The organism is Secundilactobacillus sp. MJ173 (assembly GCF_059704265.1).
In genome coordinates, this window is the sequence record NZ_BAAKGN010000074.1 from 17,306 (window position 1) to 35,370 (window position 18,065).

Sequence of the window (18,065 nt, forward strand, 5' to 3'; positions counted from 1 at the left end):
AAACGGACCCCAAAAAATTAGACTCAAGGCTGAAATTCATGCATTCACCCTTGAGCCCCTATGAAACTTTGTTGGAAGAGACGAAACCGTTTAACCAGCTTACCCGCTTCGTAAACATTAATTTAATAATCTATCGCCTCAAAAACTTATTTCTAGTCAACTGCCGTAATAGTCTTGTCAATGACATATCAGTTTCAATTACCGTTTAACTAGATGAGATGACACTGTGGAACTTTTTGAATCTCATGAACTCAACTCTCTACACTCCAAAGGTTATTACATAACCATCGTATAGACCCAGCCTACATCACATTCGAACCCTTTATAACCCCTAAGAGAATATCACTACATCTAAGACATTCGCACGTTTTAGCAGAAACGCTAAGCATATAACACATATTCAGTTAGTGGTGAAACAAAACCTTAGGTGGCTAGCGTTCGTTAGAAATTCTCGCTTTGAAACATGGTGCTTGATGAAACTAGATTCTTCTTGAACCGTGTTACTTATGAAACATTCGAACTTTACTTCTGAAGCCTTAAACAGTTGGAACCAAACGTCTTTGCTGTTTGTTGCCAATCATTTACTTCGATCTACAAAACGGGATCAATTCATAATCGGTAAAACTCTACAACTTAGAAACGTTCTGGCACCGGCTTCTTATCTCTTCCACGGTTATATAATAACATGAAATGTAACCGGTTACAACGAAAATGTTCAAGAATTTTTTCGGGATCATTCGAGCACAATCTACCGGCTATAATCCCCGTTATTAAAGCAAAAGCAGCGCAATGACTGATCATCAGTGATCGGTTATTGCGCTGCTTTAAATTCCGCTGGGACATGATGTGGAACCGTCCCAATTTAAGTGACTTATTTCGTCTTAACCACTGCGCCATCTTGAGTACCGATAACCACCGTTTTAGTCATGTCTAGGAACAGCCCATGTTCAACAACACCGGTCATGTTGCTCAATTCATCCGCCAAATCGTATGGTGCTGCGATTTTATCCAAGTGCAAGTCAACGATAATGTTGCCCTCATCCGTGTGGAAAAGTTGGCCGTCTTTTTGACGGACTTCTGGCTTGTAGCCTAAATCAGCCAACCGTTTAACCAGCTGATGATGACCGTAAGCCAACACTTCAACGGGAAGTGGGAACTTGCCTAGTTGATCGACAACTTTGCTTTCGTCAACGATCCAGGCACATTCCTTAGAATTAGTGGCAACCAGTTTCTCCCATGTTTGAGCGCCACCGCCACCCTTGATACCGTTGATTTGAGGATCAACTTCATCCGCACCATCAATGGTAATGTCGATGGTATCAACATCATCCAACGATTTAATTTCCATACCAAGATTCCGGCCATATTCAGCCGTCCGGTTAGAAGTTGGCACACCAGTAAAGTGCACACCGTCTTTCTTGATACGTTCGCCTAGCGCGTCTAATAAGTAACGCACTGTACTCCCCGTTCCAAGGCCGACAGTCATGCCATCTTCAACCAATTCAGCGGCCTTATAACCGGCGATTTTTTTAAGTTCATCTTGAGTCTTCATGTGTTTCCTCCTGAGTTAGTAAAACGATTTTATTAACTTGAATTCCAGATGTTATTCTATGCGTTTGTTAGAGGGCGGTCAAGGACCAAGTGACTACAAGAAACCCCGGCGTCATTTCCAATTACTCAGAAATGGCGCCGGGGTCCTTATTAACACAGCCGCTGAAACACTTCAGCTATGCGTCATTTAAACTCATCAACTCTTCTTACGCTTTGCTCTTATCATTAAGCCAATGGTGCTCAACAGAATCACAAGGCCTAATAAGAGTAACCAGTTTTGCTTCATCCATTCGCCAGTTTGAGGCAAGAAGCCCTTGGCAGCCGTACCAGAACCGCTAGTACCACTCGTATGAGCTTGTGGTGCTGTTGATCCACCTGACCCAGCCATAGAACCATCCGTACTGGTACCAACTCCCGTACCTGATTCAGAAGCTGGTGGCACAAAGCCTGGAACGGTTGTATCCGGTTCTTCTGGCGTATGCGGTTCTTCTTCAGGAGGCGTCATTGCCCGGTTGTAGTAAACAACCTTTGCACTACCAGGATCATTGGTCATGACCACACCGGTAGCGGTTAAGCCTTCTCGTTCTGGTGCTTGTCCCTGACTAACGCTGGTCTGGTAGCCATCTGCCGAGTAGTCACTTTCAGTGATCTGATAGTGAGTCCCGTTTGGCACGTTCCAGCGAATGGTCTCGCCATCCATTAATGTGAACGAGCTGCTGCCATCCATATCAAGCATCATTTGACTGGCGATGTGTTCGCCAAGCGGTGTTGTCATGACAACATCAACTGTCCCAGCCAACGGATTCATCTGATCATCGAGGAAGCGAATATTGAATTCGAAACCGCGATCACGTTCGCCAGTTTCACCAATCACTGACTTCGTTAAGCTTAACCAAGCCGTTTGTGGCTGCGCTGGCCGATCGTTGATGAATGTTACCGCCTGATCTGAACCGTTTGAAATTGTGATAAGATCAGTGGTCGTCCCCGGCATTTCGCTACCATGGTTGATTTGATGACTGGTTTCGTAATCGCCATCAGGAGTTTCGCTGATCACCATGTGCATATTTGTCGGTAAGTTACTGATCTGCAGGCGTTCACCGCCCTTTAAAGCAACCCTGAGCTGACCAGTTTCAAAGGTCACATTACTGGTAGTCTGTCGGCCATCAGCAGTCGTCTTGGTTGCCGTATAGTCACCGGTAAACGTCTCATCCGTCTTCCATTCGCCCGTTTCAGTGTCTTCAACCTGAGCATCAACCGTAAATTCGAACGCCCGGTTTCTGTCAGTGTCACTAATGTCACCTGAGAGTTTCTTATCAAGAACTAGGTTGCCAGTTTCAAGGTTGTTGGTAAACGTAATCCGTGGCACGTTTGTTTCATCCAATGTCACAGGTGCCGCTACTAGTCCCGTTTCTGGTGACCCATTGTTCTTAGCCCAAGTGGTCGTCATGTTAGCGATATCTGGGTCAACTTCGCTAACTTGGAACTGTTCGTCATCATTCAGCGGCAAACCTTCAATCACTGCGTACTGATCTGCTTTTAATTCAAGAGTCGCTTGACCATTGGTAAATTCTACCTGTGAATTTTCCTGCAGTTCATTGTTGCTGCGACTGTAAACCTTCACGTTATACTTGCCGTTGAATTCTTCGTTAGTGATCCATTCATCTGTGTCATCCGCATCTTCAGTATCTTCATCGTTGCTATCTTTGTCCGCAATCTTTTGAGCATCCACTGTAAATTCAAACTTACGGTGGTCGTCAGTGTAGGCGCCTTTGACAATCTTATCTACTCGCAGGCTACCTACCGGATCTCGAACATTACGGTAAGAAACAACTTCGGTTTGGTCTTCTGTGATAGTGACGTTCGGACGGTTACGCTGACTTAATTCTTGGTAGCTGCCCTCACTATTCACATTCCAAGTTGCTTTTAACTCGTTTGAATCCGTTTCGATAACCGCTAAGCGAACACCTTCTGGTAAGCCAGAAACCGTCATCATCTGGCCGCCTTTCAAGATAACTTCTGCTCGGCCGCTACGATCAAATTCAATCCGCTTCGTCTCTGAATGTCCGGAAACATCGTAACTCTTGTTAGCCACCATCCAACGAGTTGAGCGACTTGCGCGGATTTCAAACTTGTAGTCTTTACCCTTATCCGCGTCATCATGAGAGGCAACAGACTTGTTCAGTTCCAGCTTACCCGTGGCAATCTTGTTAGTGAACCGCACATATGCGGTGTCACCTTCTCCAACGGTTACCGGAGCCGCTTTTTCTCTGTTACCTTGTGTTGTACCAATGTCCCAAGTAGTCGTCACTAACCGATTTTGGCGTTCTTCGGTTACTTGATATTGACCAGTTGGTAAGTTCTGAATCAACAGCTGTTCGCCTGGTAAAATTGTGACTTCCGCTTTACCATTTTCAAAACTCACTTTTTGCGAAGTCGTTGTCCCATTGGTGTGTGTCAAAGTCGCATCGAATTTACGCTCTAAATCTTGATTTTCATCTAAAGCTTCGATGGTAAACTTAATACCTTTATCCGTTGGGTACGAACCTTCAGCCCGTTTTTGCAGCATTAAGCTACCATAGATTGGCCGCGCATTCGTGTAGTTCACAGCGACATTTTTGCCATCTGGAATCGTCACGGTCGGACCGTCTTCGTCATCATCTTCATCACCATTAACGGTGTAACTGACGTTGAAATCAGAGTGTTGTTCTTCAGAGATTTTAAGTTGAACACCTGCAGGTAAGCCAAGTACCTTTACTGATTGGTTATGGCTTAACTTAAGGGTTGCTTGTCCTTCAGTATTGAACTTCAGGTTATCTCTGCCATTAAAATTAGTTTCAACATCGTAAGTTTCACCCGCTACTTTACTAATATCATCAGTAGTAGCTTGAATAGTGAAAGTAAACTCAGTATCTTGATCGCCAGGCAGTGGGTTTAAAACCTTCTTATTCAGTTCCAAACTACCATTAGCAATCTTGTTAGTGAACAGCACATGAGTCGTTTCCTTATCTTTAACGGTAGCATCGTCCGCAACTAAACCATTACCACTCTTATTATCAACTTTCCAAGTGGTTGTTACTAAATTATCTTGGTCTTCTTCAGTAACTTGGTATTCGCCAAGAGGTAAGTTATTCATCTCTAGCTTTTCACCCGGTTTAATTGAAACATCGGCTTTACCACCATTAAATTCAACTTTCTTATTAAGCGTTGTACCATCAGTCTGTCGTAAAGCTGCACTAAATTCATCATCTAAATCTTCGTTAGCATCTAAAGCTTCAATGGTAAAGTCGATCACATCACCTGTCGGATATGATCCTTCAGCCTGTTTTTCTAACAACAGACTGCCAGATTTAGTCCGTGTGTTTGTGTAGTTCACTGAAACGTTCTTGTCATCAGGAACCGTCACGGTCGGACCATCTGCATCATCAGCTTCTTCACCACCACCAACATTATAAGTTGCATTGAAGTTAGGATGGTTATCTTCAGTGATTCGTAGATGGACACCCGCAGGTAAGCCTAAGATTTTCACCGATTGATTGTGACTTAGCTTAAGATTAGCCTGGCCGTTATCATTGAAGCTAATGTCGTCCATACCGTTGTCGCCTTGAACAGTGAAAGTTCGGTTCTTAACCTTGTTCACGTCATCGTCATTTAAACCAGTAATGTTGAACGTAAACTCAGTTGTTTGGTCGCCAGGCAACTGATTCAAGACCTTCTTGTTCAATGTTAACGATCCGTTAGGCAACGCGTTGGTAAATGTGACTTTGTGCATATCATTCGCGTCGTCCAATTTAACTGGATCGGTAGCATTCCCTTTACCTGACTGAGAACCAGCTTCCCAACTCGTTTCAATGTGGCTGTCACCAGTTTCTGTCTCCGTAATTGTAAATTCTTTGTTTAATGGTAACTCAGTGATAATCACGTGTTCATTACCTTTCAGTGAAATATCAGTTTTACCATTCTTAAATTCTAAAGTACCGGTGCTGTCAATGCCACCTTGAGTATTGTATTTAGCAAATGGATATTTGCCATTCACTGTATTATCCGCCTCAATTTCAAATTTAAATTGTTCGTTAGCTGAAACTGCGCCGGAAATTTTTTTCATTAAATTAATTTGACCAGTTTTGCTAAAACTGTTCTTGTAATACACATACTGTGGCTCATTTGAGTCGATAATCACTGAGTTATTTCCGTTACCATATTCACCATTGTTGATGGACCAAGTGGTTTCCAGGTTATTTGCTTCCGGTTTTTCCTCAGTAACTTTGAGCTTCGTACCCTTTGGCAAATTCTTAATATAAACGTATTCCCGGTCAGATAGTTCAAAACTAACTTTACCTTCTGAGTTAAATTGAACTGTCTTCAACGCACCATCCGCATCATAACGATTGTCCTTCACTGCATCTTTACTTTCAGCGTTGTCTGCTTCAATCGTAAAATTGTACTTCTTATTATTATCCGCTTGAGAACCGCCGCTAACAGTCTTTCTAACTTCCAGATCACCAAGGTCAGCCGTGTTTAGGAAACGAACCGTCACTGGACTTGCAGTGTTTTCTTCAAGTTCGAATTTCTCTGTTCTATAAGCATTCTGGTATTCACCACCGTTAACAGACACTTGGGTAGCATAACCATCGTCACGATTAACTTCACTAACTTGGTAGTACCAAGGAGACTTGCTGCCGTCAGCAGCGACCTTTTCAATCGGTAATTTTTCAATCGTGCGACTGTCCTCTCCTGGAACAGTAATCTTCTGGCTGACACCGTCTTCAAACTTCACTTGGCCTGAACTACCGTATAGGTTATATGTGCCGTTAAAGCTAGTATCGACTTTGCCATCTTCGTCTAACGCACGCACTTCAAAGTTAAATTCTTTTGAGGAAGCAATCCTTTCAACGTCTTTCCGAATGGTTAAGTCACCGGTTCGTACATCGTAGTTGTTGATTTTCGGACTATGCTTCTGCCAGTTTTCGTTATCATGTTTATCCTTATCGAAGACAAATTCGGCTAACTGGCTATCCTTATAATCTTCTGGAACTTCAACTTCGACAATTCGGTATTCGAGCAGCGTTCCCAACATATGGAACTGGAGAAGACCTTCATCATTAGAAGTCACCGGTTCAATCTTCTTTCCATCCATGCCGACTGCGTCTTTCCATTCACCACTACCTTTACGTGACTGCTGGAGCTTAAAGGTTGCTCCGGGTAGTGGTTTGTTCTTGTCGGCATCCATTTTGAGGAATCGAACACCCCAGCTTTCAATAAACGCACCACTGGTAATCGCGTAGGAATCATCGTAGTCGGTGTTATGACCATTGGCTTGAATCGTCACACCATTACCGTAAGAATTGCTCTTACCGGTCATCGTTGTTTTATAGTTTAAGTGGATCGGCCGTCTAACTTCTCGTTCAAACGTAATGATCATTTCATCTGGATACTGTTTAACTGTATAGTCCTTGCCGTATTCTAGAACTTCAGTCCTGCCAGACTTATCCACTTCAACACTGTATTTACCGTCTTTTTCCGTGTGTATCACATCAACAAGGCTAATTTCAAGATCATCTGGAACCAGACCATGAATGTGATCGCCTTTCAATTTGTCGGTAATAACTGGTTTGCCAATATTCATACTAGTTGCGTTGAAAATGGCGTTCCATTCAATCTTGTTATCCTTCACTGCGCCATGTTGTTTTTGACCATAGATACCAGTTGTGGTCAATGATGTTTTGGCTTCATCCGTGAAAGCCTCTTTACTACCAAAGGAAACAGCCACATTATTTAAGAATTCGTGTACCTTTGGCAGGTTAACATCTTCATCATCTTTATTAGCCTCATTCCACGCCTTCAAATCAATTGGCGTTTCGAATTGCAACGAAAGATATGAATAGGTCTCTTCTGGTGCTTTGTCAGTGAAAGTAATCTTAATTGTCGCTTCTTCTGGATCGTCTTCATTGAAGGCAATTACATAGTGGTCTTTTGAAATTGGTTGCGGATTTTTACCATCCTTGTCTAACATGTAAAGCTTATATGGCGAATCTTCAGCATTATCAGCGAGGAAGCTGAGATACTTGATGCCACCACGATTCAGTGTATCTTTCACCGTAATTTCGTTCACATCGCCAGTTTTTGCGCTAAAGTAAGTGTTCAATCGACTACCAATACCAACTGACCATTTAACGGTGTTGTCCTTACTTTCAGGATCATCCGTCAGCTTAAGTTCGCCGTCCTTATGACCGTTGCGAACGTAGTCAGGATCAAAGGACACAGAAGCATCCGCATACTGATAACGTTTGTCATTGATCACAGCACCCACACGGTTGAGATGATTCTTGTCATCCCATGAGTGCTTAGTTTGGATTTTGATTGAAATCTGTTTTCCTGAGAACTGTTTGCCAGCAAATTCAAACTGAAGTGCTTGATTACCGGTTATCCCGTTTTCATCAAAATCAAACAGTGCTTTAGTGCCCGTTTGCTCTTGCGTAGCCATTCCTCGTTTAATGATCAGACCATCGATACCGTGATTGTTAAGATTATTTAAATTGATTAGCTTATCTCCAATCTCAACGTATTCAATATCATCAGTCTTTACACCGTCGGGTAGCACGTCAATGACCTTCAATGTGTCAAAAGTACGTTGGGCCTGGTTAACGGTCATCGACCAGTTAATAAAGGCATTTTCACCTTCGTGCACTGTCCGATCTAACTCACCGTTTTTGGTAATCAGCTGACCATTTTGTCCACCAGTGTCACCACCACTACTTTGACTACCGTCATTTAAGGCAACTGAAATGGCGTTTTTTACGTTATTCAGTTGCCCTTCACCATCTTCTTTAGTTCGGTATGAAAGATAAAGTTTCTGCTCATTACCGCTTTTTTCGAGCAATGTGATCAATGCATCTAAAGAGGCGTCATCGTCCTTAGTATTGATGGTCATTACTTTATCTTCACCAGTAATTGCTGGTGGAATTACGAAAGAATCGGTCACATTCTCTTTGCCATCAACGTTGGTAACCTTTAGCTCAAGTAAGCGCTCATCAAAAACGTGCGTACCCGTCAACGTATCAGTGATTTTCATTTCCTTTAACGCTGCCCGCTTTTGTTCTTGAGTTATATACTGAGCCATATCAATCATGATGGTCGCTTTCCAGTAATAGAGCCCTTCTTCTGCGTCATAACGATCATAAGCTTTGGTCACCTGAGAGTTAGTAACATCTGCAGTAGCATCTTTTAAATTAACGTTTTCGCCAAATGAGCCACCAACTCTGTTAGCAAATTTGCCAATCGCACCCTTGTCGTATGCAGTGATAAATTCAAACGTTAATTCGCCAGTAACTTCATCATCAGAAATTCCTTTCAGAGTCTGTGATTTCTGACTTGGATCTTCTGACCAACCATTAAACTTTTTTATCAGACTATCATTTTTACTGTCAGAGTAATAAACATCCCAGTCTGCAAAACTGTGTTGCTGATTACCAGCTAACTCCAAAGTATCAGTTAAAGTGATATCCTTGAAATATTTTTTTGCGCCTTTACTGGCATCATGTTTTAAAGTTACCGTCCAGCGAATTTCATTACCACCGATAAACTTACCGCTCTTGGACAATAAATCTTCGGTTTGAACTGGATCGACAGTAATCGTTGCTTCTTCACTAAATTCAAACTCGATGGGATCTGATCCATTATACTTGTGATCGAATGACATATTGTAATGAACATTCGTGTCATTCATCGCTTCATTAGTGAATATCACTTTGATTTCTTGATACGCTCGACCGTTGGCATCCGGATCATCATTACCTTTTTCTTTATAACTTAATTTCCATTCAGCGTACTTATTACCATTTGTATCAGTAATATCACCAGTTGTCTTGTCTTCATCGCCACCACTGGCGTCATTAACTCCGTAAATTCTAAAGGTATAGTAGTCACCCGCTTGAACCGTATGAGCGCCTAACTTCTTCAACAGCTTTTCTGATTGCCATTCATACGTCAGTGTGAAATCGCCTAAATCAGTAACGTTTGCGTTATCATCCGTTAAACTGATTGGGTTCTTGCCAGGCTGCTGTAACGTAATGGAATCAAATAAACTCTTACTTAGGGCACCCGTACCAGTGTTGTTTTGTAAAATGGTATTCAGGTTTGTGCCATCAGGAATTGTTTCATCATCACTTTCCCGTTTAGCCGCATCCGTCTTATCCTCCACTGTTGCAGAGTCACTGTTCTTCTTCAGTACGTCACGGGTCTTAGCAGTTTCTTTTTTCTTATCTGCAGCTTCCTGTTCAGCCTTCTTCTCAGCATCCCGTTTAGCCTCAGCCTCTTCTTTAGCTGCATCTTCCTTAGCTTTATCTTTGTTTTCATCCTTTGCAGGTGCTTCTGCTTCAGCATTCTGCTCTGGTTGTTGTGCTTCTTGCGCTTGCTGTGCTGCTTCTTGAGCGTTCTGCGCGTCAATGAATGAAGTCAGCGACTGTACCATGTTAGCTGGTAAGTCAGTTGGTGTACCAGCTTCTTTCATTTCTTCTTCCGTTGCGTTTTCACTGACCGCTGCTAATGGCTGGAGGTATTCACGTTGCGACCCCAGCGCAATTGGCAACGTCATGCTGGTCATGGGTGATGTGAATTGAACCGGCACCTTCAGCTTAAAAGTCGCACTGGTTTCCACGTTCTTCCATTCCAGCTGTGGTTGTTTATTCTTACGGCGTTCAAAAATCAGGGTGGCGTTGGTGTCCGTCACTGCAGACTCCGCCTTCACCTGTTCTTGCATCACCTTCAGTTGATCCTCAGGCAGCCACATATCTGCCTTACCATCAGCGTTCTCACCATCCTTATTATTGACTGTTACCGTCATTTCCAGATTATTCGTCTCATTCACTTTCACCTGTCTAGCCTTATTACCATTTGAATCACTCAGCTGGACGCCAGATAATTCGGTCCTGGACCGATCATCCGCCAGTGCCAGCACGCTTTGGTAAGAAGTTCCGAAAACAAGCGTGAACACTGACACAACTTGAATCAGTAGTTTCTTCATAAGAATGCCTCCATTTGCATGTATAAGCGCTGACCTATCTAATACATTCACCATAACAAATAGATATGCGCGGATTTGGGAATTTTTGTAATATTTTTATGAAGAGCATTTTACTTGAAATGACGGTGCTGTTTGTGTTATTTGTCCATTAATTTACTACGGATGCGCTTCTGCCACTTGTAGATGGTCTGCCGAGAAACACCCCATTTTTGACTGATTTCACTAGGTGTCATCTGATAATAGATGCGGTCGATCAAGAAGCGGCGTTCCACTTCATTGCATTGACCCAGCCACCCCTTCAATAATTCAGCATCAATCGTCTCAGCAATCACGTCTTGCATTTGCGGTACACCGGATAAGTCGACTTCACTGGCTTCTAGGTGTTTGTCTTCTCGCTGTGTAGCTTGCAGTTGATTCAAAAATCTTCTATATAAAGCCTGATGCGCGTAGGCCAGGAATTGTTTTGGTAATTCTGTTGGGTCTTGCGGATATTTTTGGTAAATTGCTACAAATAATAACCAGCCTTCCTGAACCAGATCCTCAAAGCGGGCGTCATTTTGGCGAATGCCTAATTTCTTCAGTGCACTGTAAATAATCAGTTGGTGATCGTCCTCTGCTAAAAAGTCAAAAGCCGCTTGTGCTGTTCTATCCATTATATGAACCCCTTTTATAAGTGATCCATAGCGCTATGGTCGAAGATAGAATAGCAAATGCATCATTCCAACAAAAAAGCGCTAACAGCGCTATTGTGACTGATTTCGTGGGGGCCTCAAAGTCGTTCAGATTTTCTGAACATTATGAGCACATTGTCAAAATATGTTCATGTTTTAAATGAACTAGGTCAATTTTGTCACTAATCAGCCATTCAATCGCCTTAAAAACTTTTTCTTATTCTCTGCGTCATGGGTTAACATCGGCTAACCAGTTTGCAGCCCATGTCTTTCAGATAATCCTTTGAAACTGTGAAGAAATTAATCAGCAAAAACGATTTCTGTTCATACATTCTTCAAACATCCACCTTATTTTGACTACATTTTTTTGAGATACTATTTATTAATAACGTAGACGATACGAAGGAGGTGCGTTGTGACTCGCCGAATTTCTAGAAGGCATACTGTTGTTGTCCTTATCATTATTTGTCTGTCGACTGTATTTGGCACATCACTTCTGACGCGGGGCCACGATCTCCAATCTGGAAAGTTAATGCCCCGCACTCATCGCATGCTCAGTAATCACGTTACCGTTCACTTTGTGACGCAACACGGACAACGCCTTAAAACTTATTATTGGTCCACCAGCCACGCAACTGGTCGTGGTGCTGACGTCACGGATATCTTTAACAGCGACATCATCGAAGCTGGCAGTGGTATCAACGATCACATTCCGTTGGACTACAAGTTTGATCAGACTGATCTTAGAAATATTAAGACTCTGAAAAACGTCCAACTGGGCAAATCTATTAAACTAATCGTCACCAAGCAGGATCCAAATGAACGGCCAACTGGATTGAACCGGATATACAGATGGTTCATTAACGACTAAGCAACACTTCAATTTGTTCCCCAAATATATTAAAATACCCCACCAATAGCGGATTTGCATGTACATCCGCTATTAGTGGGGTGTTTTCTGTTAGTAAAATCGCCGACGCGCCCAAGTAGCACCCAGTCCAACGATAATCAGTGCTGATAAGCCAACAATCGTTGTGTGTCGTTCCCGCGGATTATCAGTCCGCCAAAATTTGATTTGGCTCTCCTGATTTCCGACTTGAATCTGCGCGTCCATCTTCGTAACTACTGATTCAGTCCTTTGAGCTGTAGCGGCTTTCACCGTAACTGGAAAACTCAGTCCAAACAAAAGCAATGCAATGATCATTATCTTCATCAGGCTCACCTCGCTAGTTGTCCATATTATCTAGCTTAGGTATACGCCTTTAGTGTATTGAATCCGTTTTGTTCATGTAAAGATTGAGTAAACACTAAAAAAACCTGGCAACCAGTCTATCGACCAGCTACCAGGTTACTAAATTTCGTTATGCATTAACTACCAATACCCAAGTTCCATACCTAACTTAGCCCGATCAATATCACGACCGGATAAGGATGGTGCTTCAAGGCGTGTATCACTAGGGTCTTTAGGTGCACTCCAGTTATACTTACCATTCACACTACTGCTAAACCCATCATCACTAGTTTCAGCATACATAATGTCCGTAAGGTATGGTGTATGATCCATGCCCAATGAATGACCAAGTTCATGGACGATTACACCTTCCCAGTAAGCAGTGGCTGAAGGTGCCGCTGCTTTTTGAGCCGCAATTAGCTGTTCATACAAAGTATGCCCCTGCTCTAGATAAGTGTCTTTTTCAGCTGAATTATTAGGCGCATTCTTGTAGGCTTCCGCCACGTTTTCATACTGATTATACAGTGCTCGAATCTTTGGCGTGTCGGCTACGCTATCCATATAGGTCTTATCCTTAAGGGCGTTCGAGCTGATATACAAATGAGTCCCATCGTTTAGACCATCCCACTGTTTAGAAGACTTAGTCGTCACCACCAAATCGTGTTTCTTGGAGGTGCCACTGATAAAGACTGAACGACCAAGCGCCTTGTTCCAGACACTCATGGCTTTTTGCGTATAAGCCTTCAACGTCGGATCCGCGATGTAGATCCGCGCTTGATGGTTCTTAAAGGTCGTCAGTTGACCAGACATGTTAAACTCTTTTCTTAAATAAGCGCGGTTAACGCTGTAAAAGGCGGATGGCTGTTTCAGTAGTGTTGATGAAGGATCCAAGTCTGGACCAGAAGCCACTAACTTGGCCAACGAAGATTTGGACATCAGTGGGTTCATCAAGTACCCGTGCCAAACCCAGCCAGCCATCTTACTGTTAGTTGAGGACTTAACGTAGTAATAAAGCCGACTGCTCTTGCCAACTTTTACCGTCTCTTGAGCCTTGGCATAAAAAACCGTGTTATGACCACTCGACAGCTTGAAAGCCTTTTTCTTCATGTCACTCTTATAAGCATAAGCTTTCTTCGCTTTGGATTGGTCAATTTGGTACTTTTTCGTACTGATTGATTTCTTTGAGACGATTGACACTTTTGTCTTCGCCTGTACGTTTGGCGTTGCAGTCACCGGCGCAATTGCTAATGTGCCCATAAATGACAAGGCTGCAACAACCATAATACCAAGTTTTTTCATACCTAGAAGGCCCCCCTTGAAAACCGTATCACTTTTTAGCAATACTCCTCAATGTATATATATGGTTATTCTAACATATTTGGCTAACCAATTCGCTTGATATGCGTGAAGTTTATTGAAAATTGATGTGTAACTCCTTATTCATCGCCACTGCGATTTTTTCCAACGTTTCAACGGTGATGTTAGTCCCACCGTTCTCCCAGCGGGCAATAGAAGATTGCGGCACTTTCATCAGTTCACCCAGCTGACTTTGAGTGAGACCTGCTTCAGCTCGCAACGCATGAATCTGAACGGCGTACTTATAGCGAATACTGCTTTGGTGAAATCTTTTAGCAAAGACCGGTTTGTCAAAAATGTTTTGGGTGGGTTTCAAAGATTTTTCCTCCTGTGAGTTGAGTGCTGAGTAACAATATCGACTGCAGAAAGTTGTCAGGCATTTGCCTGAACAATCGTTATTTTACCGAATATCACAAAAGATAAAATCGAACAGGTGTTCTTGATTTTTTGAAATATCTATGATAACCTAGTTATATTCGATTGATGAATGCAAATCGGATATGCTCGTGTCGTTCCTAATCATATCCCTAAGTGATTGCTATGACTGAAATTACGCGCTAAAGCACCAGTGAACTGTCCCTTCGCTGGTGCTTTTTTGTACGTTTAAAAGTGGTGTATACCAATCGTAAAAATCGGGCATAACATTTTTGAAATTAATTCAGAATTCACGTTACGTATCATTTTTTAAAATAACCGCTATTATACCCACTAATTCCATGTCACGATTGCTATTGCCGGTATACCAAAAAAAGAGCTCCCACAGTGGGAACCCTTCTTAATATTGCCTCATCATGTTCCACAAAATGTTCCACAAATCAGATTCTGAAATCTACCGAATTGTATCACACACGCCATTTTACAAAAACGGTCTCTTAACCCCAGCAATATATGACCGCTGACCATTACGAATTGGTTGAACCATGACACGTGGTGGCCATGATTCGATTACTTTGTTATGACCAATATAGATTGCCACGTGCCAGATCACGTGCGTACCTGGTTCGTAGTAGAAGATCAAATCACCGCGTTCACGATGTTTGTAAGCCACACGCTTCAGCTTCTTGGAAGCCCACAGGTTACGAGAATTCCATTCGTTACCCGGATGAGCATGGTTGATGGAACTGATAGGTGCTGGATTAATACCGCCAGCATACAGCGCCTGCATAGCCAAGCCAGAACAGTCTACGCCATAACTAGGACTTGATGATGAACCTACCAGATAAGGATTGCCCTTATACTTGTATGCTTGCTTGATCATGGCTTCAACGTGAGCTTTACGACTACTCTTAGTTGTCACCTTCAGTGGTGCTACGTAACTATCAATGCTGGTCCACGATGACTGCGAGAAGCCCATCTTGACCCAAGTCTTTTCATCCACGTTCCCAGTTACCTTCAAATGGTGTTTACGCTGGAAATTCTTCACCTGATAATACGTCGCGGTATTGTACTTATCGTAGCCACCAAAGGTATGCATCTTCTTCATAATTTTCCAGGTCTTGATACCTTCGTAACCACGTTTGACCGTGTAGCCGACCTTACCATATGGCTTGATCTGCTTATCTTGTACCTGATAGTAACCTTTAGGATTCTGGTAAGCCGACGCTTGAGTCGTCGTTCCTGCTATCCCCAGAGCAGCCCCTAAACTTAACGCAAAAATCCACTTCCACTTCATAATTAAGTCTCCCAATGCTTAAAATTAATAACTCAGCGCGCGATTAGCATCTAACTTGCGGTGCGATGTCATCGTGCTGTTGGTCATACTTGTTCGTTTCTTCGTCCACGGATCGTTGTAATAGATTCGTGACTTAGAGTAACCCGTCACAGTCAACGCGTGGTTGCTGAAGCCGTCAAAGTTACCGACCCAGACGACCACCAAATGATTGCGGCGAACCTGTTTTTTAATGCTGGTCAAACTGTAGCCCGTCATATTCTTGGCAGTTCCCATGTGGGCTTTAACCACGCCCATGAGGCCACCAGGATAAACGTACCAGCCACTAACCTTGTAAGGACTGCCCACAAACCCCTTATTAGGGTTACTGCTACGTGGCATTTCCTTTGCCAGGCTTGTCTTGGTAACCTTTGCACCACCGAACTGCAACATCATAGCCGTTGCCGTGATCTCACAGCCGGTTGGTAATTCTGGGCGCTGACCGATCAACGGTGCGTATAGTCTGTACGTCGAAGTCACCGTCCCCTTTTGGTTGATCCAGCCGGTGGTCGTGTGATTATAAGTAAACTTCAACCAGGTCGTCCCACTGGTGATCTCCTCCCGGGTAATATGTATCGTCTTGCCAGCAAAGTTTTTCCCGTAACTAATGGGCGTTACGTTCTTAGCTGACGTTCGGTAACCCCCCGTAGCGTAAACACCGTAGTTCTGCGAGGTGTTCGACCCCATAGTGGTATAGTAGCTCACCTTAGTCAGCTTGGTGATCGGTGTGTAAGTCGCGGCACTTGCGCTAGTAGCGTTACTGGCTACTGCACCCACCCCTATTGATAGGCTCAGTAGCAGTGCTGCGATAGCTTGTTTAATTTTCATATCAGTCTTCCCCTCGTCAGATTTAGGTTCAGTATACCACGAAAGAAACGCTATCTAAGCGCATGTCTTCAACAAATTGTGCCATCTCACTGAAAATTATCCAAAAAAAAATCCATCCCCCCGAATGGATATTTCATTTCTAATTTAATTATTAACTTCATCGATAACTATGTTGCAAACCTCTAATATCAGGTTTAGCTACTGATTGATCCCGAGCAGCGTAATACATGACACTCTTCTTACCAACGTTATGCTCTAAACCTAAGGCATGACCAAGTTCGTGTTCAGCAACGTTCGTCCGTTCCGTCTTAGAATAGTGATACCGGTTAACAATATTGGTGAAAACGTACGACTTGGCACTAGCCATAACAGGCAAACCGTTTAAAGACTGGTTACTATAGTATGAAGAGTAAGTAATGCCAACGGCTGAACCATTCTTACCCATTGGTGAATTGCTGTTAGATAGCGTGATATCCGCCTTGCCGGAAGTAGCAACTAGCTTAACCACGCCGCTACGATTCCACTTTTTAACAGCTGCTTTCCAAACGGACTTGTAATAACTTGATCTGCTGGCAATCTTATATGTAATGGTCTTCGATTGCCAGCGCTTGGCAGCTGGTGTCAAACTAGCCTTACCAGTGGCTGTGCCACCATCAGACTTCAGGGCACCGAATGCTTTCGCTGTTTTAACAGCCTTAGAAGCATCAGCGTCAGTAACGATCCTAGTACTTGCATGAGTAGCAAAGCCTAAGCCTGCCACGACAGCAACAAATATTAATAAAGTACCTATCAAACGATTATTCATAATATACTGATTAGTCTCCTTAAATTTTATTTGTAATAAATTCTAAAGTGTTTCGGCTATCAGCTTTTTCTTAGAAATTCTCCAAAAGTAGCGCACGAGAAAGAATCGTGCTTGGTACAAAAATCACTAAAAATAAATGGTTATGAAAATACAACCGTCGTCCCCGATCGTTAATTGTTGACCCCCTCAACAACCAACGTAACAAGTGAAATATATCATTCATGCTTACAAAATACAAGTGCAATTATGTGATGGAAAGCCTAAGGAACGGCATTGTGAAAATGTTATAACATTTTCTAATTATTCTCAAAGCTTAATTTGACGGGCTTTAGAAGGGTATCTCATTTACAAATGTCAACAGTTTCATTTACACATATTTTTTTTAAAAAGTTAATCTTTTTTGATGAATGCCAAAAACATTGTCTATTTTCCAGACCTATATCATTAGGTATCTCATTTAATGTTCACCGTAAACCTCGCACAAGTACAAAAAAATATCCATCCCCCCCGGAATGGATATTTCATTTCTAATTTAATTTTTTATATTAACGGTAACTGTGTACCAAGCCATTTACATCAGGCTTTGATACGGATTGATCTCTGGTAGCGTAATACATGACACTCTTCTTACCAACATTATGTTCTAAACCTAAGGCGTGGCCAAGTTCATGTTCAGCAACGTTCGTCCGTTCACTCTTTGAATAGTGATAACGGTTAGCGACGTTAGTGAAAACGTATGATTTAGCACTGGCCATCACTGCCAAGCCGTTTAAGCTCTTATTGTTATAGTATGAAGAATAAGTAATCCCAACAGTTGAATCATTCTTGCCCATTGGTGAGTTACTGTTTGACAATGTAATATTGGCTTTACCAGAAGTAGCAACTAATTTAACCAC

11 protein-coding genes are annotated in these 18,065 nt (G+C 42.7%); 1 reads left to right on the forward strand and 10 read right to left on the reverse strand.

What is annotated here, in order from left to right:
* Positions 1-871 precede the first annotated feature (871 nt).
* The 3 genes from rpiA to AC6H04_RS11895 form a co-directional block, all read right to left on the reverse strand.
* Entirely contained in the window at positions 872-1,552 is a 681-nt protein-coding gene (rpiA, locus tag AC6H04_RS11885) for a ribose-5-phosphate isomerase RpiA (protein WP_497571873.1), read from the reverse strand.
* Positions 1,553-1,747: 195 nt separating this feature from the next.
* On the reverse strand, positions 1,748-10,570 hold the full coding sequence (locus AC6H04_RS11890) for a DUF7601 domain-containing protein (RefSeq protein ID WP_497571874.1): 8,823 nt from the start codon (positions 10,568-10,570) through the stop codon (positions 1,748-1,750).
* A 137-nt stretch (positions 10,571-10,707) separates the two neighbouring features.
* The gene (locus tag AC6H04_RS11895; protein WP_497571875.1) at positions 10,708-11,223 is read right to left on the reverse strand and encodes a sigma-70 family RNA polymerase sigma factor; all 516 of its coding nucleotides are present in this window, start codon (positions 11,221-11,223) and stop codon (positions 10,708-10,710) included.
* 433 nt (positions 11,224-11,656) lie between these two features.
* Here AC6H04_RS11895 and AC6H04_RS11900 point away from each other — a divergent pair, with 433 nt between their 5' ends.
* Positions 11,657-12,112, forward strand: a complete 456-nt coding sequence (locus tag AC6H04_RS11900) for a hypothetical protein (protein ID WP_497571876.1) — start codon at positions 11,657-11,659, stop codon at positions 12,110-12,112.
* Between the two features lie 90 nt (positions 12,113-12,202).
* Here AC6H04_RS11900 and AC6H04_RS11905 read toward each other — a convergent pair whose 3' ends face one another.
* The 7 genes from AC6H04_RS11905 to AC6H04_RS11935 form a co-directional block, all read right to left on the reverse strand.
* A complete protein-coding gene (locus AC6H04_RS11905; RefSeq protein WP_497571877.1) occupies positions 12,203-12,454 on the reverse strand; it encodes a hypothetical protein in 252 nt (83 codons plus the stop codon).
* Positions 12,455-12,613: 159 nt separating this feature from the next.
* Complete coding sequence (locus tag AC6H04_RS11910; protein WP_497571878.1) at positions 12,614-13,771, reverse strand: matrixin family metalloprotease; 1,158 nt, start codon at positions 13,769-13,771, stop codon at positions 12,614-12,616.
* A gap of 112 nt (positions 13,772-13,883) precedes the next feature.
* On the reverse strand, positions 13,884-14,144 hold the full coding sequence (locus AC6H04_RS11915; RefSeq protein WP_497571879.1) for a helix-turn-helix domain-containing protein: 261 nt from the start codon (positions 14,142-14,144) through the stop codon (positions 13,884-13,886).
* 540 nt (positions 14,145-14,684) lie between these two features.
* Complete coding sequence (locus tag AC6H04_RS11920) at positions 14,685-15,500, reverse strand: C40 family peptidase (RefSeq protein WP_497571880.1); 816 nt, start codon at positions 15,498-15,500, stop codon at positions 14,685-14,687.
* Positions 15,501-15,524: 24 nt separating this feature from the next.
* The gene (locus tag AC6H04_RS11925) at positions 15,525-16,364 is read right to left on the reverse strand and encodes a C39 family peptidase (protein ID WP_497571881.1); all 840 of its coding nucleotides are present in this window, start codon (positions 16,362-16,364) and stop codon (positions 15,525-15,527) included.
* 157 nt (positions 16,365-16,521) lie between these two features.
* Positions 16,522-17,169 (reverse strand): matrixin family metalloprotease, encoded by a 648-nt coding sequence (locus tag AC6H04_RS11930; protein ID WP_497571882.1) that lies wholly within the window; start codon positions 17,167-17,169, stop codon positions 16,522-16,524.
* Positions 17,170-17,714: 545 nt separating this feature from the next.
* Positions 17,715-18,065 (reverse strand): matrixin family metalloprotease (locus tag AC6H04_RS11935; protein WP_497571883.1); only part of this gene is annotated, 351 nt, incomplete at its 5' end.